Genomic DNA, 22,760 nt, shown 5'->3' with positions numbered 1-22,760 from the left:
ATGACCACCGACTCCCCCCTCTTACTGATTCCCCATTCCCTGAATGCTAGTCAGAATGTCGTCACGATTTAAGGATTGACCAATAAAAACGAGGCGAGTTTGGCGGGGTTCTTCGGGTCGCCAAGGACGATCATAGAAGGACTGGATAGATTTCCCAACTCCTTGTAAGACTAAGCGCATGGGTTTATTGGGGACGGCGACAAACCCTTTAATGCGATAAATTTCTTGCTGTTGTACTAGGTGTTTTAATTGTTGGGTGAGATATTTGGGATCAAAGGCTTGGTCTGTAATCCACTCGACGGAGTTGATCTCGTCGTCGTGATCATGATCTTCTTCTTGGTCGTGGTGACTCGGGCGCTGTTCAAGTTGGTCTTCTACAGCAGCATTGAAGCCTAACAACAGGTCGGGGCTGATTTTTCCGTCCTGACAAGGGATGATTTTGGCTCCGGCGGGACTTTCTTTTTCTAACCAAACCTTGACTTTTTCCAGTTCTTGTGCTTCAAGTAGATCCGCTTTGGTTAAGAGGACTAAATCGGCGCAGGCCAGTTGATCCTCAAAGAGTTCTTCGAGGGGGGTTTCATGGTCAAGGTTGGGATCGGCTTGGCGTTGGGCTTCGAGGGCGGCTAGATCGCCGACGAGGGCGCCACTGGCGAGGGCTTGACTATCGACAACGGTTACGACACCATCAACGGTGGCGTGATTGCGAATTTCCTGCCAGCGGAAGGCTTGAATGAGGGGTTTAGGGAGGGCGAGGCCGGAGGTTTCAATGAGGATGGAATCGAGGCGATCGCGCCGAGCTAAAATTTGCTGCATGGTGGGGTAAAATTCCTCTTGTACCGTGCAACAGAGGCAGCCATTGGTCAATTCCACAATATTATCCGTTGCTTGTTCTCCCTCGTCGCAAATCTGGCAATCTCGCAAGAGTTCCCCATCAATGCCGATTTCGCCAAATTCGTTGACTAATACGGCGATTTTCCGACCTTGGTTATTTTGCAGTAAATGACGGATAAGGGTGGTTTTCCCTGCCCCTAAAAACCCAGTGATGACCGTGACGGGAATTTTGGCAGCCATGTTTAATTTCTCTCGCAATCGATAGAGTGTTTTCGTTGACAATCTTTGTTAGACCATTATCCCAGAAACTTGTTTTCTCTAGGACGAATCCAGAAGAAATACCACCCAACAAAAACTATGACCCAAGTTCAACCGTTAACCCAGTTATCTCCGACCTATGAGGATATCACAGCCGCTGCCGAACGGCTTCGGGGGGTTGCCCACCGTACCCCGGTTTTAACCTCTCGTCTGATTAATGAAAAGGTGGATTGTCAGGTATTTTTTAAGGCGGAAAATTTCCAGAAAACGGGGTCTTTTAAGTTTCGTGGGGCTTATAATGCCTTATCTCAACTCTCGGAGTCCCAGAAACAGGGGGGGGTGATTACTTACTCGTCGGGGAATCATGCTCAGGCGATCGCCCATGCCGGACGATTATTGGGGATTAAAACAACTATTGTGATGCCCAAAGATGCCCCCCGGGTCAAAATTGAGGCAACCCAAGGCTATGGAGCCGAGGTGATTTTGTATAATCGGGCCGAAGCGGTGCGGGAGGAATTGGCGCAACGGATTGCTGGGGAACGGGGAATGACAGTGATTCCACCCTACAATTATGAGCCTGTTATTGCGGGACAAGGGACGACGGCTCAGGAATTATTGGAAGACGTGGGGGATTTAGATTACTTAATGGTTTGTTGTGGCGGTGGGGGATTATTGTCCGGTTGTGCGATCGCCGCGAAAACCCTCTCTCCCCATTGTCGCATCATTGGGGTAGAACCCAGAGCGGGGGATGATGCCACTCGTTCGTTTTACACCAAAACCCTGCAACGGGTCGAAAACCCAGATACTATTGCCGATGGCGCTCGCACTCCTTGTTTAGGAAGTCTCACCTTCCCCCTGATTCTTCACTATGTTGATGATATGGTGACGGTCAAGGACGATGCCATTGTGGCAACAATGTTTTACCTTTGGGAGCGCTTAAAGGTCATCATTGAGCCAACAGGGGCCTTAGCCGCAACGGCATTATTACAGCGCAAGTTTACCCCTCCGGCAGGTTCTAAGGTGGGGGTGGTGATCACAGGAGGAAATGTCGAGCTTGATAAGGTCTTACGTTTTTGTTCCTAAGTTAGGGCTTGCTAAATAAGTCTCGATATGTTTTACCAAGCCCGAGAACGGGCAATGCGATAACTGAGGAATAACACCGGGAGTAAACCGACTAAAATAATCGCCAGAGCAGGAGCAGCCGCTTCTGTTAGGCGTTCATCGGAGGCGTATTGATAGACTCGGATGGCGAGGGTGTCAAAGTTAAAGGGGCGAATAACTAAGGTGGCCGGGAGTTCTTTCATTACGTCTACAAAAATGAGCATCACGGCTGTTAGTAACCCCCCTCCCATTAAGGGCGCATGAATTTTAATTAGGGTCTTAGTGGGGGTTTGTCCTAAGCTGCGGGAGGCTTCATCTAAACTGGGTTTGATTTTGCCTAGGCTGGATTCGACGGTGTGGAAGGAGACGGCGAGGAAACGGACTAAATAGGCAAAAATTAGGGCGGTTATGGTGCCACTTAATAACAATCCGGTGGAAATATTAAAGGTGGAACGCATCCATTGATCAACTGTATTGTCAAAGTTACCCATGGGAATCAAAACCCCGACGGCAATGACGGAACCTGGTACCGCATAACCCATTGAGGCAATGCGCACGGCTGTTCCCATTGCCCAGTTATTTTGTAATCGTTGCCCGTAGGCCATAATCAGGGCAATGACTACGCCTAAGAAGGCGGTAATACTGGCCAGAATGAAACTATGGCGGGCGAGTTGCCAGAAACTGCTGGTAAAGGAACGGTTGAGATGGGTTAAGGTCATGTCCAAGAGGAAACCACTGGGAATGACGAATCCTAATAATACAGGTATACTGCAAACAATAATGGCTAAACTAGCGCGCCACCCTTTTAACGTGTAGGGCTGGAGGGGTTTGGAATCTCCTGTGCCTTGGTAGTAGCGGGCTTGGCGACGGGACACCCGTTCTAGGACAATCAGGGTAAGGATAAAGAGTAATAAGACGGCAGCGAGTTGGGCGGCGGCGTTGCGTTCTCTCATACCTAACCAGGTGCGATAGATGCCTGTGGTGAAGGTGGGAACCCCAAAGTATTCGACGGTGCCGAGATCGTTGAGGGTTTCCATGAGGGCGAGGGCTAATCCGGCGGTGAGGGAGGGGCGGGCGAGGGGGAGGGCGACTTTAAAGAAGCTTTGCCAGGGGTTACAACCGAGGGTGCGACTGGCTTCTAGGGTACAGGTACATTGTTCTAGGAAGGCGACGCGGGCGAGGAGGTAGACGTAGGGATAGAGGACGATCACTAACATGGCGATCGCACCGGGGAGGGAGCGCACCGAGGGAAACCAATAATCTTGAATACTGGTCCAGCCGAAGAGGTTGCGCAGGAAGCGCTGGACCGGACCGAAATAATCTAAAATATCTGTATAAACATAGGCTAATAAATAGGCTGGAGCAGCGAGGGGCAAAAGCAGCAACCACTCAAACCAGCCACTCCCCCAAAAACGGCAAACGGTGACGAGCCAAGCGGTGCTAGTGCCAAGGACTAATACCCCAATCCCTACCCCGAACATTAACCAGAGGGAATTGACCACATAATCTTTGAGGACGGTGGCGGCTAAATGACTCCAAATCTCACTGGAATCGGTGAATAGGTTGCTGAGAACAAACAAAACCGGACAGGCAATTAAGAGCGCGATCGCACCCACCCCCAGAGTCCACCCATTGAAGGGTAGGGCTTTCAAGGATAGGCGTTCTTTGACTGGGAAGGAAAAAGTGGACAATTTAACTGCAACTCCGAAAGACTAAATTTAAAAATTAATGAGAATTACTTGCAAAAACTACTTTACAATAAAATTCGGTCTGTTTTTGAGAAGTTTTAGCTTTTCCTTACTGTTCGTCTGTTTTTAACCTGCCCATGACTGCTCAATCACTCATTATTCTCACCCTCGAAAACGTGAGTAAAACCTACGCCGCCGGAAGCATTCCGGCGGTTAATCAAGTGAGTCTTCAGCTACAAGAAGGGGACTTACTGGGCTTACTTGGCCCGTCGGGTTGTGGCAAAACCACCCTCTTACGGTTGATTGCGGGGTTTGAAGAACCAGATCAGGGCTGGGTAGAGATTGGGGGAACAAGGGTGGCCGGCCAAGGGCAATGGTTGCCCCCAGAAAGGCGGGGGGTGGGGATGGTTTTTCAGGACTATGCTCTGTTTCCCCATCTCACGGTGGCGAATAATATTGCCTTTGGGTTGCAACAGGGCAAGAAAATGAGCCAGAGTGTGCGCCAGCGTGTCGGGGAAGTCCTCCATTTAGTGGGGTTGGAAGGTTTAGCCCAACGCTACCCCTATCAACTGTCTGGGGGACAACAACAGCGTGTTGCCTTGGCTCGGGCGTTGGCCCCTCGTCCGGCTTTGGTGTTGCTAGATGAACCATTAAGCAACTTAGATGTTCAAGTCCGGTTGCGTTTGCGGCAAGAGTTGCGGATGATTCTCAAGGCGGCTCATACGGCAGCAGTTTTTGTCACCCATGACCAAGAGGAGGCCTTATCGATTTCTGACTGGGTGGGGGTGATGCAGCAAGGCAATTTAGAACAGTTAGGGACACCAGAGAGGGTGTATTTAGAACCGTCTTCCCGTTTTGTGGCAGAATTTGTCACCCAGGCGAACTTTTTGCCCGCCCAACGACGACCGGAGGGTTGGAAAACGGAGTTGGGGTTTTTTGAGTTGCCCGAGACTCAGGAGGAGTTGGGGGAAATTATGGTGCGTCAGGAGGATCTGATTTTGCAGCCTGATGAGGGGGGAAATGGGGTGATTCGCGATCGCCAATTTTTAGGTCGCGAACACTATTACAGCCTCGAAACCACCACCGGACAGCGATTAATGGCACGCACCACCCAGCAAAAAGCCTTAGCCATTGGGACTAAGGTGCAAATCTCGGTCATCCCCCAAAGTCTGCGCTTATTCCCCCTAGACCTCCCCACTCCTGCCGCGTCCTAGGGTGGGGCTTGCGGAATAAGTCCGAGAGTCGGGTGTCGGGTGTCGGTATAGGGGCGCAATACTTGCGCCCTAGGGAATCGGGTGTCGCGAATAGTCAAGAGTTTTAGCTATTCCCCTGCTCCCCCGCTCCCCTGCTCCCCGTTCCCTTGCCATGAATTCTAGTGTTTTTGATGAACCAAAACCGAACAAGGGGCATGGTGAATGACATAATTGCTCACACTACCGAGGAAAAACTCCGTTAAAGTCGAGTGACCTTGACGACCAATGACAATCAGATCCGCTTGCCACGTTTCGGCTACTTTGCGAATCCAAAAACCCGCATCCCCCTGTTTAATCTCCCATTCTGTAGGAATTTCTTGGGCGATCGCTTCTTGGGCATAGTCCGAGAGCCATTTTTCGTCTCGTTGCGTATTCTGCACAATTTCATTCTGTAAAGCCTGAGTGCGGTGTAAAAACTCCTCACTATAAGCCTCGCGGAAATAATCAATTCGGTCTTCTAAGGGTTGACAATGGAGTAGCATCACCCCCGCTTTTTCCTGTTTAGCCATCTGTAGCCCCAGAGCCAAAATTTTGTCAGTATGTTTAGACTGGTCGAGAGGGATCAAAATGCGTTGGTGGGTAACTTGTTCGGTATCTTTGGGCAGACCTTGCACCACAAACACCGAACACTGACTATGATGCACCACATAATTACTCACGCTCCCCATAAACATTTCGAGCAAGCCATTCACCCCCCGACGGCCTAAAACAATCAGGTCAGCCTGCCATTTTTTGGCATATTCCTGAATCTTCCGGCCAGGATCTCCCACTCGCCAATCCCAATCCGCTTGGACTCCTGCTTGTGTAGCGCGATCGCAATAAGCCGAGAGCCATTCCCGCACCTGTTCCCCTTCCGCCTCCAGTTTTTCCTGCATAGTGCGGGCAAAATAGCTCAAATTCTGGCCATAAAGATCACTATAAGACCCCGCATTCAAGTCTGTATCAAAAGGTAAAGCATGGAAAATCAACAATTGAGCGTGATGGTATTGAGCCATGCGAATAGCCTGTTCTACCACAAATTCCGCCTGTGTGGAGCAGTCCACCCCGACTAAGACCCGTTGATATTTAATGGATTCTCGTGTTTCTGTCATGATGCGTCCTCCCTCCCCATTGCATGGTGGCGCTATCTCTATCATCTCACCGGATGAGCCGCCAAGGGGACTCCCCCCCATTATTACTAATAATTCTCTTTCCTATTCCCTCTCTATTTGAGAAACTTATTCACTAACTTGCTACCAAAATTCAAGATGGAGTAGTCCCTATTGGAGATAACAGCCCATTCTCAACTCCCGAGTGGGGTGTAGGAGTAATTCATGAATTACCCCTACTACAGACCATTTGATAAAAAGGCATTTTCCCGACTCCCCCCTTTGCCCAAGCTTAACAAAACTTAACATTTTTTTATTGAGAATTCTTCTAAACTAATTTTTGAAAGCTTATTGCAAGTTATAGTCAATAAGTAGCCAACAAAACCATCTGTAATTGACTCAATATGCAAACTTACGACAATCCCAAAGTCCAGTACAACTGGTGGGCGGGAAACGCTCGCTTTGCCAATCTCTCGGGTTTATTTATTGCCGCTCATGTTGCCCAAGCCGCCCTAATTACCTTTTGGGCTGGCTCATTTACCCTCTACGAAATCTCATGGTTTGACCCCCTGCGTCCCATGGGAGAACAGGGGCTGATTTTACTGCCCCATCTAGCGACCTTGGGTTTCGGTGTCGGTCAAGGGGGCGAAGTGGTGGACACTTACCCCTACTTTGTGGTGGGAGTGATTCACCTGATTGCCTCAGCCGTCCTCGGTGCGGGAGCTCTTTTCCATACCTTTAAAGCTCCAGAAGACCTGAAAACCGCATCTGGTCAGGCGAAAAAGTTCCATTTCCAATGGGATGATTCCAAACAGTTGGGCTTGATTTTAGGTCATCATCTGCTCTTTCTCGGTATGGGAGCCCTTTTACTGGTAGGGAAAGCCATGTACTGGGGTGGACTGTATGACGTGGCCAGCCAAACAGTGCGCGTCGTGACGGAACCCACCCTTAATCCTGCCATCATCTACGGCTATCAGACCCATTTTGCCTCCCTAGATAATTTAGAGGACTTGGTGGGCGGTCATATTTATGTAGGAATAATGCTCATTTTAGGCGGTGTTTGGCATATCTTAGTTCCCCCCCTTCCTTGGGCGAAAAAAGTGCTGATTTTTTCGGGGGAAGCGATTCTTTCCTACTCTTTGGGGGGGATTGCTCTTGCTGGATTTGTCGCCGCTTATTTCTGCGCAGTGAATCCCCTGGCTTATCCGGTTGAATTTTACGGCGCGCCCCTAGAAATTAAACTAGGCATTGCTCCTTATTTTGCGGATACCGCCTCTTTACCCTTTGGGACTCATACAGCCCGTTGTTGGTTAGCCAATGCCCATTTCTTCCTAGCCTTTTTCTTCTTACAAGGGCATTTGTGGCACGCACTCCGCGCTCTAGGTTTTGATTTTCGGCGCATTGAACGGGCATTTAATTCCTTAGAATCCTAAGCCTATTACCATTGAGGGATGTGTTTTTTCCCTCATTTAAAACCTCAGTCTCTCACACTATTTGATCATGGATTGTCCTTGTTGTTCTAACAAACTTTTACGACATATCAATCACCGAGGATTGTATTGGTATTGTCCCAATTGTCGTCAAATTTTACCCCTGATTGATGTAATAGAAACCCCTGAACATCAGTCTTGTTCTGTTTCAGGAGTGCAGCCATCCAAATTGTCAGGATGGCTGGCTTAGAGAATTTTTGATCTGACTAACTTACATGGAGTGAAAAATCATGGCAAAAATTGGCTTATTTTACGGCACGCAAACGGGCAATACTGAAACGATTGCTGAACTGATTCAGCAGGTATTCGGTGGGGACAGTGTGGTTACACTTCAGGATATTTCTAAAGCCGAAGCGGGAGACTTTGAGCAATACGAGTGTTTAATTATCGGCTGTCCCACTTGGAATGTGGGGGAACTCCAAAGTGATTGGGAAGGCTTTTATGATGAGTTGGATGAGATTAACTTTTCAGGAAAAAAGGTGGCTTATTTTGGCGCGGGGGATCAGATTGGTTATGCTGATAATTTTCAAGATGCTATGGGAATTTTAGAGGAAAAAATTAGCCAAAATGGAGGAAAGACGGTCGGATATTGGCCGACGAATGGCTATGATTTTAATGAGTCCAAAGCGGTGAAAAATAATCGTTTTGTGGGGTTGGCACTTGATGAAGATAATCAAAGTGATTTAACGGAGAGTCGGGTTAAAGCTTGGGTGGCACAGATTAAACAAGAATTTGGAGTATAGTGTGGTGAAACTGGTAGAACATTCTCGACTGAAAAAAACGCCTGATGTGGTTTGGTTGAATGGGAGTCCGGCGTTGCAAAAATTAGATCGACCGTTGTTAAAATATCTGGTTCGGTATTGTACCGTGGCTCACTGGGAATATTGTCCGAATTTAGACAAACCTTTGTGTTTGGAAGATGTGGTGATTCTGCTGCATCATTACTTAAAGACCTTAGAGCATCCTGTCCATTTGGTGGGTCATGGGATTAGTGGCTTGTTGGGCTTACTCTATGGGCAGTGCTATCCCGAAAAGGTGCGATCGCTCACCTTATTATCCGTTGGGGTTGATGGGGGGATGGATTGGCAGGCCTACTATTACCGCAAAATGTCCCAACTGCCCTGTTTACGACAACCTCTGTTGTTGCAAATGGTGAATAGTCTCTTTGGCTATCAATCGGGTTTTATGAGTCATCAATTAGTGCGACTGTTGGAGGAGGATCTACAAACCTCCATCTCTCCTCATACTTTGGCGAAACAGTTGCAATTTCACCCCCGGATGGTCGATGTTCCTCTGTTGGTTTGTGGCAGTGAGGATGATGAGGTGGTGGGTCACGAAATGTGTGAGGAATGGTCTTGTTGGCTGAAAAAATGCGATCGCCTTTGGCAATATCCCCGAGGACGCTATTTTTTCCATTACTTCTACCCCCAAGAAGTGGGACAACAAATCCTCAACTTTTGGCAGGCTAAAGTCTATGAGAATCAACTGGCACAGGAAAGCGCTTTCCTTTGACGGCGATCGCCAACAAACCCTACCCTAGCGTCTGCCGAACAACTGGGCTAGGGAATGGGGGAGCAGGGGAGCGGGGGAGCAGGGGAATAGTGAATAGCCAAAACTCTTGACTATTGCCTTTTTCCGATTCCTGATTCCCGACTCCCGATACCTGACTCCCGATACCTGACTCTCGGACTTATTCAGCAAACCCTACATTGCTGTTGAAAAAAGCGAGTTCTGCCCCTATTGCCCTGAATATCAGGTGATTAAGGTGTCTTTGGAACGATCTTCTCCCAAAGGTGGTAAGGGCCGTTTGGAGGAAGAGGACTTAGTATCATCCCCGTCTTTTTCTTCAATCCGAATCTGAATCTGTGGTCCTGAACTTGCTAAACGAATGACCATCCCATTCACAACCTCGGTGCGGGTGATGCGCTTGCCATCAATATAGGTTCCATTAGCCCCCAAGTTGACAATTTCCCAGTCTGTGGTGGCACCTGGGCGGATTTCCACATGATGACGAGAAACAACTGCACTATATAAAACAACTTCATTATCGGTAGATCGCCCAATACGAATGACAGAATTGGGTTCAAAAGTCCAGCTTTGTACTGGAACCGCTTGGAGAGGATGCAGCAGAGTTAGAGTGATCACTGATGCTTGCTTGGGGTTTAATAGATTGACATTTGCTGTTTTTGAGTCCAGCACTCTAGTATGGATCAGAGTTAAGGCAAGGAGTAGTATCCGAGGAAGAATGTCCTAGATATAATATCCTGCCCTTGCTGTTAGATCAGCGTAACTCTAGACCGGGATGCCGTCTGAATGGGCGGGTCTGAATGGAAGAGTGGGAATGAAACCAGGCGATCGCGCTTAGTTGCTTGAACTGGGAATAATTAAACTGGGGACTGGGTGACTGGGTACTTGTCATTTTAGGGCTTAACTCTTTCATCTGACAACTCACTGAGGGGAACTACTCCATCCGGCCAAAAGCAAGAATGAAGTTTCCTGATTCAAGGACAAGGGCAATCCTACTCATTATTTTCCGAGCCATCCGACTAAGATCCGGGTAATTGAGATCATACTCAAAACGCCCCCAACTCTAACCTGATATCCTAGTTGATTGCTTGACCAAAATTCATTCCTGACGGACTCCCCCCTAAAACAGCTAAGACAGCACAGGGAGAGTCGCTGGGGGCTTATGCTGGATCTCCCTATGCTGTCTGAATCTAGTTTCTGGTCTTGACCTTCTCACCGCCGTAAAACGGATTGTAGTCTGGGGAATTCCCGGAAAATTTGTTAAAGAACTCCCGCGTTGGTCAGACCTAAAATAACCCCTGCTCCTAAAATATGACCAAAACTTCCGGTCGCTAGGAGTTCAGTGAGTCCGAAACCTTCCCATAGTGCGGGTTTAGAAATGGGGAGGTCAGGGCCTTGGCCGGGGTTTTTGATGGCAAAACGACCTAGGGCGATCGCCACTAAATTACAGACAATCATCACAATCCCAATGGATAAATTCCATTCCGAGGTGCTGGCGGTGGTCGCCAATAGGGGCAATAGGCTTGTCGTCATCATAGGGAATTTTACTCCTCGTTTTTGCTAAAATACTTAAAAAATTCCCCCAAATTATAAAAATTTCCGCCCTCTTCCTTGGATCTTTGTTGAAATACTTCACACTTGAATTCATAAAATACAATAAATCTTTATAATTATTTGTCATTCGTAATAATGCGTATCAAAATCTGTGGAATTACCCAACCGGAACAGGGACAGGCGATCGCCGCATTGGGAATCACCACCTTGGGTTTCATTTGTGTTGAGCGTTCCCCCCGTTTTATTTCCCCTCCCCACCTCAAAAACCTACTCGCGACCTTGCCCCCCGGACTGCACAAAATAGGGGTATTTGTCAACGCATCTTTAGCGGAAATTCAAGAGATTGTGACCCTGACAGGCTTAACCGGGATACAGCTACATGGGGAGGAGTCCCCCCGTTTTTGTCAAGCCTTGAGGCAAGAAGTGCCAGGTGTAGAATTGTGGAAAGCCCTGCGCGTCAAAACCCCCCAACATCTCCAGACGGTGGAGGACTACGCCCCTTTTGTGGATGCTGTCCTGTTGGATGCCTACCACCCCCAACAGTATGGGGGAACAGGTCAGGTTTTGAACTGGGCGGACTTAATGGATTTTGCGCCCCCCGTGCCTTGGTTTTTAGCCGGGGGACTCACACCGGAGAATATTAGGGAAGCCTTAAAGCAAGTCCAGCCTAGTGGGATCGACCTTTCTAGTGGTGTGGAGCGATCGCCCGGAGATAAAGATTTACAGAAAGTCGCCCGACTATGGCAGGTGATGAACAACCTTCGAGAATTGAGTAAACACTGAGTAAATAGGGATGTGTGGTGACTGAGTAAATCCCCACAACCCCTAAGCTGTATAAGCTTTTTTCAGGTAAGCTCTCTATCGGACTTGAACCGATAACCTACTCATTACAAGTGAGTTGCTCTGCCAATTGAGCTAAGAGAGCGTTGGAATGACTAGGGCATACCCCAGCAAGCCATTACTCATTATAGCGAACTTGTCCATCAGTGACAAGCCATGCCATACTACAACCCCTTATGCCGGAAAAGGCATCCCCGAGAAATTCACCGGAGACTCCGGATGACGAACTGGGTGGGGTTTTAGACCTCGTGTAATTTGGTGCAGAAACCAAAAATCCTCCGTTCTCACCGCTTCAAAGCCAGCCGATCCCATCCAAGCATCGACATTCCCTTGAGCATAATCTTGAATATAGGGCTCCTCAAAAATTTCTGTCAGCCAACTGCTAAAACGGAGGGTTTTTTGATTGCCGTCTAGAATCAAAACCTGCCCATTCGGAACCAGCAAGCGAAAAGCTTCCTTTAAAACTCGTTGGGCAACCTCGGGGGGGGTTTCGTGGAACAGAAGAGAGGCCGTGACTAAATCAAAAGACTGACTGGGAAACTGGGTACTTTCAGCCCTATCTTGTCGCCAATCAATCCTTAAGCCCGCTTTTTCCCCTTTATAGGCAGCCATAACCAGCATATAGGGGGATAAATCCACCCCGATCACCGTCGCTTGAGGAAAGGCTTTTTTCAACAAGAGAGTCGTTGAACCCGTACCACAACCTAAATCAAGGATACGGTGGGGAGTACCGCCAATTTGTTCAATTAAGGCTTGACGCACCCAGAGTTCATTGGGGGGGAGAACATACTGAGTGATGGGATCATAGGAGACAGCCGCGCGGGGATTCAAGTACCCTTCCGCGATACCGTGAAAGTTTTGGCTTTTGTAATAATCGGGATAGACTACATTAGGGTTGCGCAGGCGATCGCCTTCTGTGTCCCAATCAATCCCTTCATAGAGTTGATTAATTTCCGCCTCATTAATCAAAGGACGGATCACGGGTTGGAGAAATCTCTCCCATAGGGTATTTTGACCAACTGCCATCAGACTCCACTCCATCAGATGAACCTGAGAATCGTCCTAATATTGTATTGTATAGCAAGGCTTTTTGAGTGGAAGACCATTTCCGGAGTAGCTCTCTCCAACGGTGAAGAAACAACACATCCTCGTCATTTGCTAACCCACAACTTTAGACTTTTAGCCGAATTGATCTTAGGAGAGTCCTATGCGCGCCTTGCCTTGTTCAACCCTGACAATAGTTCTTGCGGTTATACTCGCCTTCACCGCTTTAGGCTGCGCTCCCAGTCGGGATGCTCAGTGCAAAAGTATTATTCAAATTGCTAATGGAGCCGTAGAGGAAGCGAAAAAGCTGACTAACGGTGGACAAACCAACGAACCCCAAGCCATGTTACAAGCGGCTGATGCGATGGAACAGGCCGCAGAGGGAATGAAAGCACTAGAATTGACCGATGAGCAACTGCAAACCTACCAAAGCGGTTTTATTGAAATGTATGCTCAAACCGCAGAAGCGACCCGAAATTTTGTCGATGCCTTCGAGAAAAAAGACCGTCCTAGAGCAGAAGCAGCCCTGGCCAATTTACAACGAGCAACCCAACCGGAACAGGAGCTAGTCCAAGGGATTAACACCTATTGCCAAGGCAATTAAGGGGAGATGGGGACTGTTTCTATCTTTCTGGGTTGTCACTCTAGCAGGGTTAAGAGTTGGTCAAAGCGAAAGTCATCAATGAGTTGATGGAGTTGCTGGGCTAACTGGTCGTATTCTGGGGGGAGTTGGTCGATTAATTCTTGACAGAGGCGATCGCTACAAGCTTGCACCCCATACAAAAACTCTTGTTTCCAAGCCGCAGGTAGCTGTTCAATTAGCTCCTCTAAAGAATCCGATGTTGATAGATTGGGGGAAGGAGTAACAGCCAAGTAAACAGGGTTAGGGGTGGAGACATACTCCGCCCCTAAATGATCTTGTAAGGTTTGAATTAGATCTTTTTCTCGGAAGGGTTTGCGCACAATATCATCACATCCAGCCTCCCGAATCTGCTCCTGTTCTTCTTCAAAGGCGCTAGCGGTTAGAGCGATAATCTTCACGGGGAAAGCGGTGGGAGACTCCCCTTGACGCTCCTTAGTGCGGATTTGGCGGGTTGCTTCGTAACCATCCAAAACAGGCATCCGTAAGTCCATCCAGATTAAATGAGGTTGCCAAGTTTCCCAAATCGCGATCGCCTCCTGACCATTTTTCGCCTCCCGCACTTGGAAACCCATCTGTACCAACAACGTCACCAAAGCCAAACGGTTGGTCATTTGATCTTCCACCACCAAAATCCGATAAATAGGTTGATGAGGAGCTAACACTTGTCCGAGAGAACTACTCCCTTCCGATGGACTTTCGGGAGAATCTTCCACCACCTCCACAGGCAGGATAACCCGGAAACAAGTCCCCTGATTGACCACACTTTGCACCGTAATTTCACCCCCCATCAGCCCCACAAACTGCTGGGCAATAGGCAACCCTAAACCCGTACCCTGCCCCGATTTTAGACCCGTTGACGTTTGAGTAAAGGGGTCAAAGAGTTGAGCCAGTTCATGTTCTGCAATACCCGGGCCAGTATCTTGAACCTCAAAACAGAGCCAACAAGACGAGGAGGACATTTCATCTGAGGAGTTGTCTAGTTGGAGCATCTCCGGGGTTTCCTCCTGCCTCAAAAAACCCACACCCAGGGTGACACCCCCTTGTTCTGTAAATTTCAAGGCATTGCCTAATAAATTCAGCAAAACTTGGCGCAGTCGATTTTCATCTGTGATGATAAAACAAGGTAGATCCGGAGCAAGATCAAAGTTTAAACTAATCCCCTTACTAACAGCCTTGAGAACTAACATCGCTTCTAACGCTTCTAAAAATTGAGGAAGATGAAAGTGTTTCAGGGTTAATTGTTCCTGTCTTGCTTCAATCTTAGACATAGTGAGAATGTTGTTAATTAAATCCAATAAATGTTCCCCACTACGATTGATAATATCTACATATTGGCGTTGTTCAGCAATTAGATTAGGATGACGCGCCATCAGTTGAGCAAAGCCTAAAATAGCATTTAAAGGAGTGCGTAACTCGTGGCTCATATTGGCGAGAAATTCGCTCTTTGCTCGGTTGGCTTGGTCGGCGATTTCTTTGGCTTGGCGCAGTTGTTCGGCTTGTTCTTGGGTTTGGGAGAATAGTTCCGCTTGTTGCACGGCTACGCCTAAATGAATGGCAATTTGCATAACCATTTTAATCTCCGATTCTTGCCAATACCGGGGGGATGTATTTTGATAAACAGCCAGTAAACCCCACAGTTGATTGCTCCGAAAAATCGGAACAATAATATAGGCTTTTGCTTCAATTTCTTTTAATAAATCCAAGTAACACGCATCAAAACCCGCTAATTCTACGTCAATCACACAACGGTAACTTGAACGTTGTCTCGTAAAAACGCCTTGGTTGCTTTGTAAATAGGTATCTTGAATCAGAACATTGTCACTGTCTAGGTTTTTAACCGCACATTCGGCTTTATTAATAGCAACTTGGGTCAGAGTCGGATTACTTTGTTCAGAAACAAGAACTTTCCAGCCTCTGGCAACGGATTCAGCGACTAATTCCCCGCTCCAGTCAGGTTTAAAACGATAGATGAGAACGCGATCGCACTTCACCGCATGACGGAGTTCTTTCGTGGTGACATTAAAGATATCTTGGAGATTTAAAGACTGCCGCATCCGTTGAATGACGCGAGAAATAGCCTGTTCTCGTTCAGCCACTTTGCGCAGGTTAATTTCCATTTGTTTACGCTGGGTAATGTCTCGACTAATCCCCACTAAGCGCAATTCCCCAGAAGCATCTCTAAAGGTGATTTTTTTGCTAGAAAAAACCCGCACGGCTCCCGAGGGGGTGGTTAAAGTTTCTTCATTATTAGTTGCCTGTTGACGGATAAATACTTTCTCATCGGCTTTCCAAAGAGCCTCAGCTTCTTCGGGGAAAAATAGATCAAAATCAGTTTTCCCTAGAATACGTTCCCGAGGACAACCTACCATGTCACAAAAAGCCTCATTAATAGTCGTGATGCGGTGCTGACGATCTTTAACATAAATAGGATCGGCGATCGCATTTAACACGCGATCTAGAAAATCTTGACTTTCCTGCAAGGCAGTTTCCGTTGCACAACGCATCTGGATTTCTGCCTCTAAGGTTTGGTTAGCTTGCACCAATTCTCTTGTCCGTTCTGCCACTCGTTCCTCCAATTCATCATAGGCTTGGTGGAGAGCTTCTAAGGCTTTTTGTCGTTGTAATTCGGTGCTAGCACGGGCGGCAAAAACTTTTAAAATGGCTTGGGTTTGTTCAGTTAGTAATAACGGCTGACGATGGATTAAACACAAACTACCGATTACCCGTTTTTGACCATCACAAAGGGGAACACTATAATAGCCATCTGCGGGTAGATTTTGATAGAGTTCACTGTTGGGGAAATATTGCTGTAAATTCATAGCAAAATAGTAGCTTTCGCCCTGTTCAATCACTTGGCTACAAGGTGAACCTAAATAACAATAATCCCGATTTTCTTGTAATTTTCCATCCTGCCAACACGCCAGAGTTTTTAGGACACAAGGAGAATCAGCCATAATTTTTGTCACCATAATGGCATCGACTTCTAAAGCTTGGGCAAGATGTTTAACTAAGGCGGGAAAAAATTCACGACCAGTAACTGAGGCTGTACCTGTTACTAGGGTTTGTAGGGCTATCTCAACCTTTTGCCGTTCTTGAATTTCCTGTTTTAACTTTTGATTCAAATCTTCCAAAAATTCTGGAGTTTTTAAGGATAAACTAGCGGGAAAAACTTGAACAACCCTAACCACAGTTAGCAGAGCAAAGATGGCTGTCAGCAATCTAAAAGCCCCAGATAGCCAATAGTTGGAATACCAAACAGTCCATAAATTAAGTAAGGTACTGAGTCCAGCCGATAGGAGAAACGCCGCGAGAATCGCAAAAATCCCCGAGAAAGGCAGATCCCGTCTGCGCCAGAAAAAATACAACAAAAGGATGGGAAGGGTAAAAAATGCGATCGCTATACCGATATCACTAACCGCAAATAACCAAAGGAGGGGCGTTTGCCAAAGATAACAACTCCCTTGAGGTTGGTACAAATCAGGTGATATCAAAAATTCCAAAGCTTCCCACATCATTATTTTAGATTTTCGGGTCGGTAACAGTTAATCGCAAATCAGGATATCTCATGTTTACTTTTGAATTTAGGAAACTTCTCCCTTCCTTCAAAGAAGTTAGTGAACGCCGTCCCCAAATTCATTAATGATTGCTGTAGCAAGGATTCGCTGCGTTCAGTCGGAGTTACTTGGTCGTCATTCATGTTACCGTTAAGCTGCGCTGTAACGGGAGTCCTCTTGCGACATTTAAGAAAGGGGGAAGAAGTTATTTACCACGCTTTCCTCCCCCCGATGCCTTTATAGCGTACCAAAAAAAAAGAGAGTCGGATCTCTATAGGATACCGATCTCTCTGTTCAGAGTTAACAGGTTAGGATTACTTTTTGACTGTAACAAGTTTTGGTAACAGATTGTGCGTCCTTGTGAGCAAATCCTCAACCTTTGGGAGAGATGGGGCGAACTACTCCACTTGCGGCATGGGGAATTTCCGGCAAATTTGTTAAAATCTAGGGACATTCCTCTCCCCGAAGACCTATGCTCCAAGACCTCTTAAACAATACAGACATCGAGTATCCTGAAAGTGATGGTCAGTCGATGGCAGATAATACCCTACAGTTTCGCTGGATTGTGACGATTAAGGAGAATCTGGAGATTGGCTTTGCCCGTCAACCTGATGTTTTTGTCGCTGGAGACTTACTCTGGTATCCTGTACAAGGTCAAAATAGGATTTGTCAAGCCCCCGATGTGTTAGTGGTGTTTGGACGACCCAAAGGGGAGCGAGGATCTTATAAACAATGGGAAGAAGATAATATCCCCCCCCAAGTGGTATTTGAAATTCTCTCCCCTAGCAATCATCCTCTAGAAATGCAGAGCAAGTTACTCTTTTATCAAAAATACGGCGTACAAGAGTATTATATGTATAGCCCCCATCGCAACCAGTTAGCGGGAGCGCTACGTCAGGGGGATTTATTAGAAAGTATTGAGCAGATGAATGGGTGGATTAGTCCTTTGCTCAATATTCGCTTTCAACTACTGCCGGACACATTAGAAATTTATACGACCAGTGGGCGCAAGTTTTTAACCCCGGTGGAACTTGATGAAGTGCGAGAACAGGAACGCCAACGGGCCGAACAGGCCATAGAGGAATTAGAACAGGAGAAGCAACGAGCAGAACGGGAAAAATTGCGGGCTGATAGTGCCTTAGATGAGTTATCCCAAGAACGGCAACGTTATCAAGCTCTGTTGGAACAACTCAAAGCACGGGGAATTGAGATGGATTAAGGGGGTTTTATTGTCGTTCGTAGGAATAAATATCTCCCACTTGTTGAAATAATTCTTGGGAACGTTTGGATAATTTCTGAATATCTATGGGATCTAGAGACATTTTTAATGCCTCTAGATCGGTCTTAATTTGCTGGCGATTTTCTGTTAAGCCTAAAAGAATTGCCCCAATTCCCGGTTGTTGGTTAAGCCAATTTAAAGCGACTTGAGCAATGGTTAGCTGATTTTTTTGCGCCACTTCTGCCATAGTTTGCAATAACTCCTGTACCGCACTCCATCCCCCGTGTTTAGCAATCATATGATTATAATAAAATCCCCGACAATGTTCTCCTTCGGCTGGGGGGATTTTTACCCCTAGAAATCTATTAGAAAGGAATCCTCCGGCCAAACTGCCATAGGCAATGAGAGGAATTTTATGTTGAAGACAAAGGGCTTGCATGGAGGTTTCTACTCGCCGATCAATCAGATTGTATTGCACCTGATGGGTTTTTATGGGAGCGTATTCTAACGCCCGTTTTAACATGGCGGTGTTGAAATTAGTCACGCCTAATTGACGAATTTTGCCGCTTTCTAAGTATTGATTAAAGACTTCAAAGGTGGATGCAAAATCTAAACTAGGATCATGCCAATGGATTTGGACACAATCGAGATGATCCCGTTGTAAATTGCGCAGGGAACTGTCTATTTTATACTGGATTTGTGGCAAGGTAGGAACGGCACCAAAAAAGACGGCTTTTGTCCAAATTTCACAATCAGAACGCCCTTTTAAACATTTGCCTAAAAGTTTCTCGCTACGACCATAGATATCGGCTGTATCAAATCGTTTAATTCCCCAAGCTAAATATGTCCCAATTGTTCGCTCAACATCGATTTCTGATAGTGCTTTCCAACTTCGATCATCCAGTTGCCAGCATCCCACCATAAAAGAATCAGAAATCTTATCCTGCTCCATATTCATCTGTGTCGTTTTGTCTCACTCCCCATGATTGTGATGGATATTGTGGATGGGAGGTCAACTGATGATGAGATCCCTATCCTACATCTCCGTCAAGTCTTTATTTTAGCATTGAGTCGGGTGTCGGGTGTTGGGTGTCGGTGTAGGGGCGCAATGCTTGCGCCCTAGGGAGTCGGGAATAGGCACTCATGCAACAGTAATCAACCCATCCCCCCCTCCCATTAATCTGGGGTTAGGGCTTGTGCTGTGAGGGATTTGGGGAGTGAGGGGGTGTCGTCCTATAATGGTTTTCAGATGCACTCATTTCCTGAGACTTGATTTAATGAATACGACGCTCCTCAAAGATGATCCCCTGTGGTTTAAAGATGCCATTATTTATGAAGTTCCGATAAAAGCCTTTGCCGATAGTGATGGGGATGGGGTTGGTGATTTTCGGGGATTGACGGAAAAGCTGGATTATATTCAGGATTTGGGGATTACGGCGATTTGGTTGTTGCCTTTTTTCCCTTCGCCTCAACGGGATGATGGCTATGATATTGCCGATTATATGCAGGTTAATCCGGTTTATGGTTCTTTGGAGGATTTTCAAGAACTGTTGGATGAAGCCCATGATCGGGGAATTCGGGTGATTATTGAGTTAATTGTCAATCATACAAGCGATCGCCATCCCTGGTTCCAACAAGCCCGCAAAGCCCCCCCCGGTAGTGTGGAACGGGATTTTTATGTCTGGAGTGACACCCCGGAAAAGTATCCCGATGTGCGGATTATTTTCCAAGATTTTGAAACCTCTAACTGGACCTGGGACCCGGTGGCGAGGGCCTATTATTGGCACCGGTTTTATTCCCATCAACCGGATTTAAATTACCGCAATCCGGCTGTACAGGAGGCGGTGTTTAATGTGGTGGATTTTTGGCTGGGGATGGGGGTGGATGGGTTACGCTTGGATGCGGTGCCCTATCTCTACGAAAAGGAAGGCACGAACTGCGAGAATCTGCCGGAAACCCATATCTTTTTACAAAAGTTGCGATCGCACATTGACGAAAATTTCCGCAATATCATGTTACTGGCTGAGGCGAATCAATGGCCTGAAGACGCGGCGGCCTATTTTGGGCGGGGTAATGAGTGCCACATGAACTTTCACTTCCCCCTCATGCCTCGTCTGTTTATGTCTCTGCGTATGGAGGATAATTTCCCCATCGCCGATATTCTCAAACAAACTCCCGCTATTCCCAGTAACTGTCAATGGGCCCTCTTTCTCCGCAACCATGATGAATTAACCTTGGAAATGGTCAGCGATGAAGACCGGGATTATATGTATCGCAGTTATGCCCAAGACCCCCAAGCCCGCATCAATCTGGGGATTCGTCGCCGTTTGGCCCCCCTATTGGGCAATGACCGCCGCCAAATTGAATTAATGAATGTCCTGTTAATGTCTATGCCCGGTACTCCGGTTTTATACTACGGGGATGAGATTGGTATGGGGGATAATATTTATTTAGGCGATCGCGATGGAGTTCGTACCCCCATGCAGTGGACCGCCGACCGCAACGCCGGATTTAGTCGCACCCCCCCCCAACGTCTCTATCTCCCGGTGATTTTAGACTCAGAATATCACTATGAAGCGGTCAACGTAGAAGCCCAACGAGCTAATCCCACCTCTCTCTGGTGGTGGACTAAGCGCCTCCTCGCCACCCGCGCCCGTCATCAGGCTTTTGGTCGTGGAACTTTTGAACTACTTTATCCCGAAAACCGCAAGGTCATTGCTTTTACCCGCACCTATGCCGGGGAACATATCCTTGTCGTGGCCAATCTCTCCCGCTTTGTCCAAACGGTGGAATTAGACCTAGCGGCCTTCCAAAATATGATCCCCGTGGAAATCTTCGGTCGTACCCGCTTCCCAGCCATTACCGGGTCGCCCTATTTCCTTTCTGTGGGCCCCTATAACTTCTATTGGTTTATCCTGCAACCTGTCGATAGTTTGTATGTTAAGACTCCTACCCCCATCTCGACCAAAAATCTCCCCACCCTCACCGTAAACAGTAAATGGCAGGCCGTGTTCACCCAAAAAGGGACTAGACCGACCCTTGAACGGGCATTAGGGGATTATGTGCAGACCTGCCCTTGGTTTCAAGGTCGCAATCGGGTTGTTCAGACTAGCACCATTCTGGATGTTATTCCCATTAGCTACCGGGATAAAGAAGGGCAAATTGTCATCCTGCAAATGGACTATACCGAAGGCTTTCCAGAAAGCTATGTACTGCACTTAAGCTTCAGTTTAGACAGTCAGGAACAGGCCATCCTGAAAATTGTCTGTAAGGAGGGGGAAGGGGTGCTATATCCCTCTCTACAAGACCCAGACTATCTAACATTGCCTTTGGATGCGATCGCCAAAAAACGGCGCTATAAAGGCAGTCAGGGGCAAATCATCGGCACTTCCACCAAACTATTCAAAACCATTACCCAAGAAGCCACCTCCCTTGACCCCCATCTCTACCGAGGCCTACAAGATAATAGTTCCATCATCTACGGCAATCATTTAATCCTCAAACTCTACCGTCGTGTCGAGGAAGGCATTAACCCCGATTTTGAAGTAGGGCGTTTCTTAGCCACCAAACAACAAAAAGACCATTTCGCCCCCATTGGCGGCGCGATTGAGTACCAACGCTCGAATAATGGCACCATTACCCTAGGGGTACTCCAAGGCTACATCCCCGACACCCGAGACGCTTGGTCTTACACCCTAGATCATCTGCGGGGGTACTTTGAACAGGTGATGGTGCAACAACCGGACATCAATGATGTCATTTTTGCTCCCAACGACCTCGGAGCCGCTCAAACACTGGAGTTACCGGATTTCGTCTATGAAATCATCGGGACTTATTTAGGCTCCGTGCAGTTATTAGGACAACGGACGGCTGAATTACATATTACCCTCGCCTCCGACCCCGACAACCCCGATTTTGCCCCAGAACCTTTTACCTCCTTCTATCAACGGTCGATTTACCAATACAGTCGCAATTTAACCGGACAAGTCTTTCTGAATCTCAAAAAGCGCTTAACTCATTTCCCGGAACCCTTACAACAACTCGCCCAAACGGTCTTAAACCGACAAGAGCAAATTCTGGGGCGATTTCGCCTAGTGTTGAACCAAAAAATCACCGCTTTACGGACTCGTTCCCACGGGGCCTATCATTTGGGGCAGGTTTTATATACCGGGAAGGACTTCACCATCATTGATTTTAAAGGGGAGAAGAACCGTCCTCTGAGTGAACGACGAATGAAGCGATCGCCCCTGCGCGATGTAGCGGGAATGTTACTCTCCTTTAACTACGCTGTGAATATTGCCCTTCGCCGAGAAGTCGAAAGCGGTATAATTCGACCCGATACTCTGCCCATGATGGAACAGTGGGCGCAATTCTGGCAAAGTTGGGTTAATATCACCTTCCTTAATGCTTATTTAACGGGAGAGGACGGTTCTAGCCTAACCTTTTTACCCAAAACCGAGCAGGAATTACAGGTGCTACTTGATGCCTATTTGTTAGAAAAGGCTATTCAGGAGTTAAGTCGGGAGTTAGACCGACGGCAAGATTGGGTAGAGATTACCCTGCAACGGATTTTGCAGTTATTGGAAGTTTAAGCCGAACTTTGCCGCTCTCTTCTTCCTCTCTGGTAAACTCAAAAAATACGCCTGTACCTTTATCGCCCCTCTGCGCCT

The 22,760-nt window shown here is 47.3% G+C and carries 17 protein-coding genes and 1 tRNA gene; 9 read left to right on the top strand and 9 right to left on the bottom strand.

The features are described from left to right. Positions 1–21: 21 nt before the first annotated feature. Positions 22–1,071 (bottom strand): cobalamin biosynthesis protein CobW, encoded by a 1,050-nt coding sequence (cobW, locus tag SPI9445_RS0115500; RefSeq protein WP_017305685.1) that lies wholly within the window; start codon positions 1,069–1,071, stop codon positions 22–24. A gap of 117 nt (positions 1,072–1,188) precedes the next feature. Between cobW and SPI9445_RS0115495 the strand changes: the two genes are divergently transcribed. Further along, a complete protein-coding gene (locus SPI9445_RS0115495) occupies positions 1,189–2,172 on the top strand; it encodes a threo-3-hydroxy-L-aspartate ammonia-lyase (protein ID WP_017305684.1) in 984 nt (327 codons plus the stop codon). Positions 2,173–2,204: 32 nt separating this feature from the next. Here the strand turns inward: SPI9445_RS0115495 and SPI9445_RS0115490 are convergent, their stop codons facing one another. Then, positions 2,205–3,881, bottom strand: coding sequence for an ABC transporter permease (locus SPI9445_RS0115490; protein WP_017305683.1), 1,677 nt, complete (start codon positions 3,879–3,881; stop codon positions 2,205–2,207). A 134-nt stretch (positions 3,882–4,015) separates the two neighbouring features. Between SPI9445_RS0115490 and SPI9445_RS0115485 the strand changes: the two genes are divergently transcribed. Continuing rightward, entirely contained in the window at positions 4,016–5,092 is a 1,077-nt protein-coding gene (locus tag SPI9445_RS0115485; protein WP_017305682.1) for an ABC transporter ATP-binding protein, read from the top strand. 158 nt (positions 5,093–5,250) lie between these two features. Here the strand turns inward: SPI9445_RS0115485 and SPI9445_RS30670 are convergent, their stop codons facing one another. Next, positions 5,251–6,222 (bottom strand): universal stress protein, encoded by a 972-nt coding sequence (locus SPI9445_RS30670; protein ID WP_017305681.1) that lies wholly within the window; start codon positions 6,220–6,222, stop codon positions 5,251–5,253. A 401-nt stretch (positions 6,223–6,623) separates the two neighbouring features. Between SPI9445_RS30670 and SPI9445_RS0115475 the strand changes: the two genes are divergently transcribed. From SPI9445_RS0115475 to SPI9445_RS0115460, 3 genes are all read left to right on the top strand, one after another. Continuing rightward, complete coding sequence (locus tag SPI9445_RS0115475; RefSeq protein ID WP_017305680.1) at positions 6,624–7,652, top strand: chlorophyll a/b binding light-harvesting protein; 1,029 nt, start codon at positions 6,624–6,626, stop codon at positions 7,650–7,652. A gap of 287 nt (positions 7,653–7,939) precedes the next feature. Then, positions 7,940–8,452, top strand: coding sequence for a flavodoxin FldA (gene fldA / locus SPI9445_RS0115465; RefSeq protein ID WP_017305678.1), 513 nt, complete (start codon positions 7,940–7,942; stop codon positions 8,450–8,452). Positions 8,453–8,456: 4 nt separating this feature from the next. Next, entirely contained in the window at positions 8,457–9,221 is a 765-nt protein-coding gene (locus SPI9445_RS0115460; RefSeq protein ID WP_202803707.1) for an alpha/beta fold hydrolase, read from the top strand. Positions 9,222–9,461: 240 nt separating this feature from the next. On the opposite strand, the gene SPI9445_RS0115455 is transcribed toward SPI9445_RS0115460, so the two are convergent. Beyond that, complete coding sequence (locus SPI9445_RS0115455; protein WP_026079835.1) at positions 9,462–9,854, bottom strand: FHA domain-containing protein; 393 nt, start codon at positions 9,852–9,854, stop codon at positions 9,462–9,464. A gap of 642 nt (positions 9,855–10,496) precedes the next feature. Beyond that, complete coding sequence (gene psaK, locus SPI9445_RS0115450; protein ID WP_017305675.1) at positions 10,497–10,769, bottom strand: photosystem I reaction center subunit PsaK; 273 nt, start codon at positions 10,767–10,769, stop codon at positions 10,497–10,499. 156 nt (positions 10,770–10,925) lie between these two features. Here psaK and SPI9445_RS0115445 point away from each other — a divergent pair, with 156 nt between their 5' ends. Further along, positions 10,926–11,573, top strand: a complete 648-nt coding sequence (locus SPI9445_RS0115445) for a phosphoribosylanthranilate isomerase (RefSeq protein ID WP_017305674.1) — start codon at positions 10,926–10,928, stop codon at positions 11,571–11,573. Positions 11,574–11,642: 69 nt separating this feature from the next. On the opposite strand, the gene SPI9445_RS0115440 is transcribed toward SPI9445_RS0115445, so the two are convergent. Both SPI9445_RS0115440 and SPI9445_RS0115435 read right to left on the bottom strand, forming a co-directional pair. Beyond that, a tRNA-Thr gene (locus SPI9445_RS0115440) sits at positions 11,643–11,715 on the bottom strand. Between the two features lie 89 nt (positions 11,716–11,804). Further along, positions 11,805–12,656 carry a class I SAM-dependent methyltransferase gene (locus tag SPI9445_RS0115435; protein ID WP_033374868.1) on the bottom strand — a complete coding sequence of 284 codons (852 nt, stop codon included), beginning with the start codon at positions 12,654–12,656 and terminating at the stop codon, positions 11,805–11,807. 181 nt (positions 12,657–12,837) lie between these two features. Between SPI9445_RS0115435 and SPI9445_RS0115430 the strand changes: the two genes are divergently transcribed. Further along, positions 12,838–13,278 (top strand): hypothetical protein, encoded by a 441-nt coding sequence (locus SPI9445_RS0115430; protein ID WP_017305672.1) that lies wholly within the window; start codon positions 12,838–12,840, stop codon positions 13,276–13,278. A gap of 35 nt (positions 13,279–13,313) precedes the next feature. Here the strand turns inward: SPI9445_RS0115430 and SPI9445_RS0115425 are convergent, their stop codons facing one another. Continuing rightward, positions 13,314–16,793 (bottom strand): GAF domain-containing protein, encoded by a 3,480-nt coding sequence (locus tag SPI9445_RS0115425; RefSeq protein WP_164674532.1) that lies wholly within the window; start codon positions 16,791–16,793, stop codon positions 13,314–13,316. A gap of 550 nt (positions 16,794–17,343) precedes the next feature. Here SPI9445_RS0115425 and SPI9445_RS0115415 point away from each other — a divergent pair. Next, on the top strand, positions 17,344–18,090 hold the full coding sequence (locus SPI9445_RS0115415; RefSeq protein WP_017305669.1) for a Uma2 family endonuclease: 747 nt from the start codon (positions 17,344–17,346) through the stop codon (positions 18,088–18,090). Between the two features lie 7 nt (positions 18,091–18,097). Here the strand turns inward: SPI9445_RS0115415 and SPI9445_RS0115410 are convergent, their stop codons facing one another. Further along, positions 18,098–19,048: an aldo/keto reductase gene (locus tag SPI9445_RS0115410; protein ID WP_202803706.1), complete on the bottom strand. Its 951-nt coding sequence runs from the start codon at positions 19,046–19,048 to the stop codon at positions 18,098–18,100. Between the two features lie 319 nt (positions 19,049–19,367). On the opposite strand from SPI9445_RS0115410, the gene treS reads away from it, so the two are divergent. Continuing rightward, a complete protein-coding gene (gene treS, locus SPI9445_RS0115405; protein WP_017305667.1) occupies positions 19,368–22,682 on the top strand; it encodes a maltose alpha-D-glucosyltransferase in 3,315 nt (1,104 codons plus the stop codon). Positions 22,683–22,760 lie beyond the last annotated feature (78 nt).

Origin of the sequence: Spirulina subsalsa PCC 9445 (genome assembly GCF_000314005.1) — a bacterium.
Lineage (GTDB): Bacteria > Cyanobacteriota > Cyanobacteriia > Cyanobacteriales > Spirulinaceae > Spirulina_A > Spirulina_A subsalsa.
This window is presented reverse-complemented; position numbering and strand designations above follow the sequence as displayed.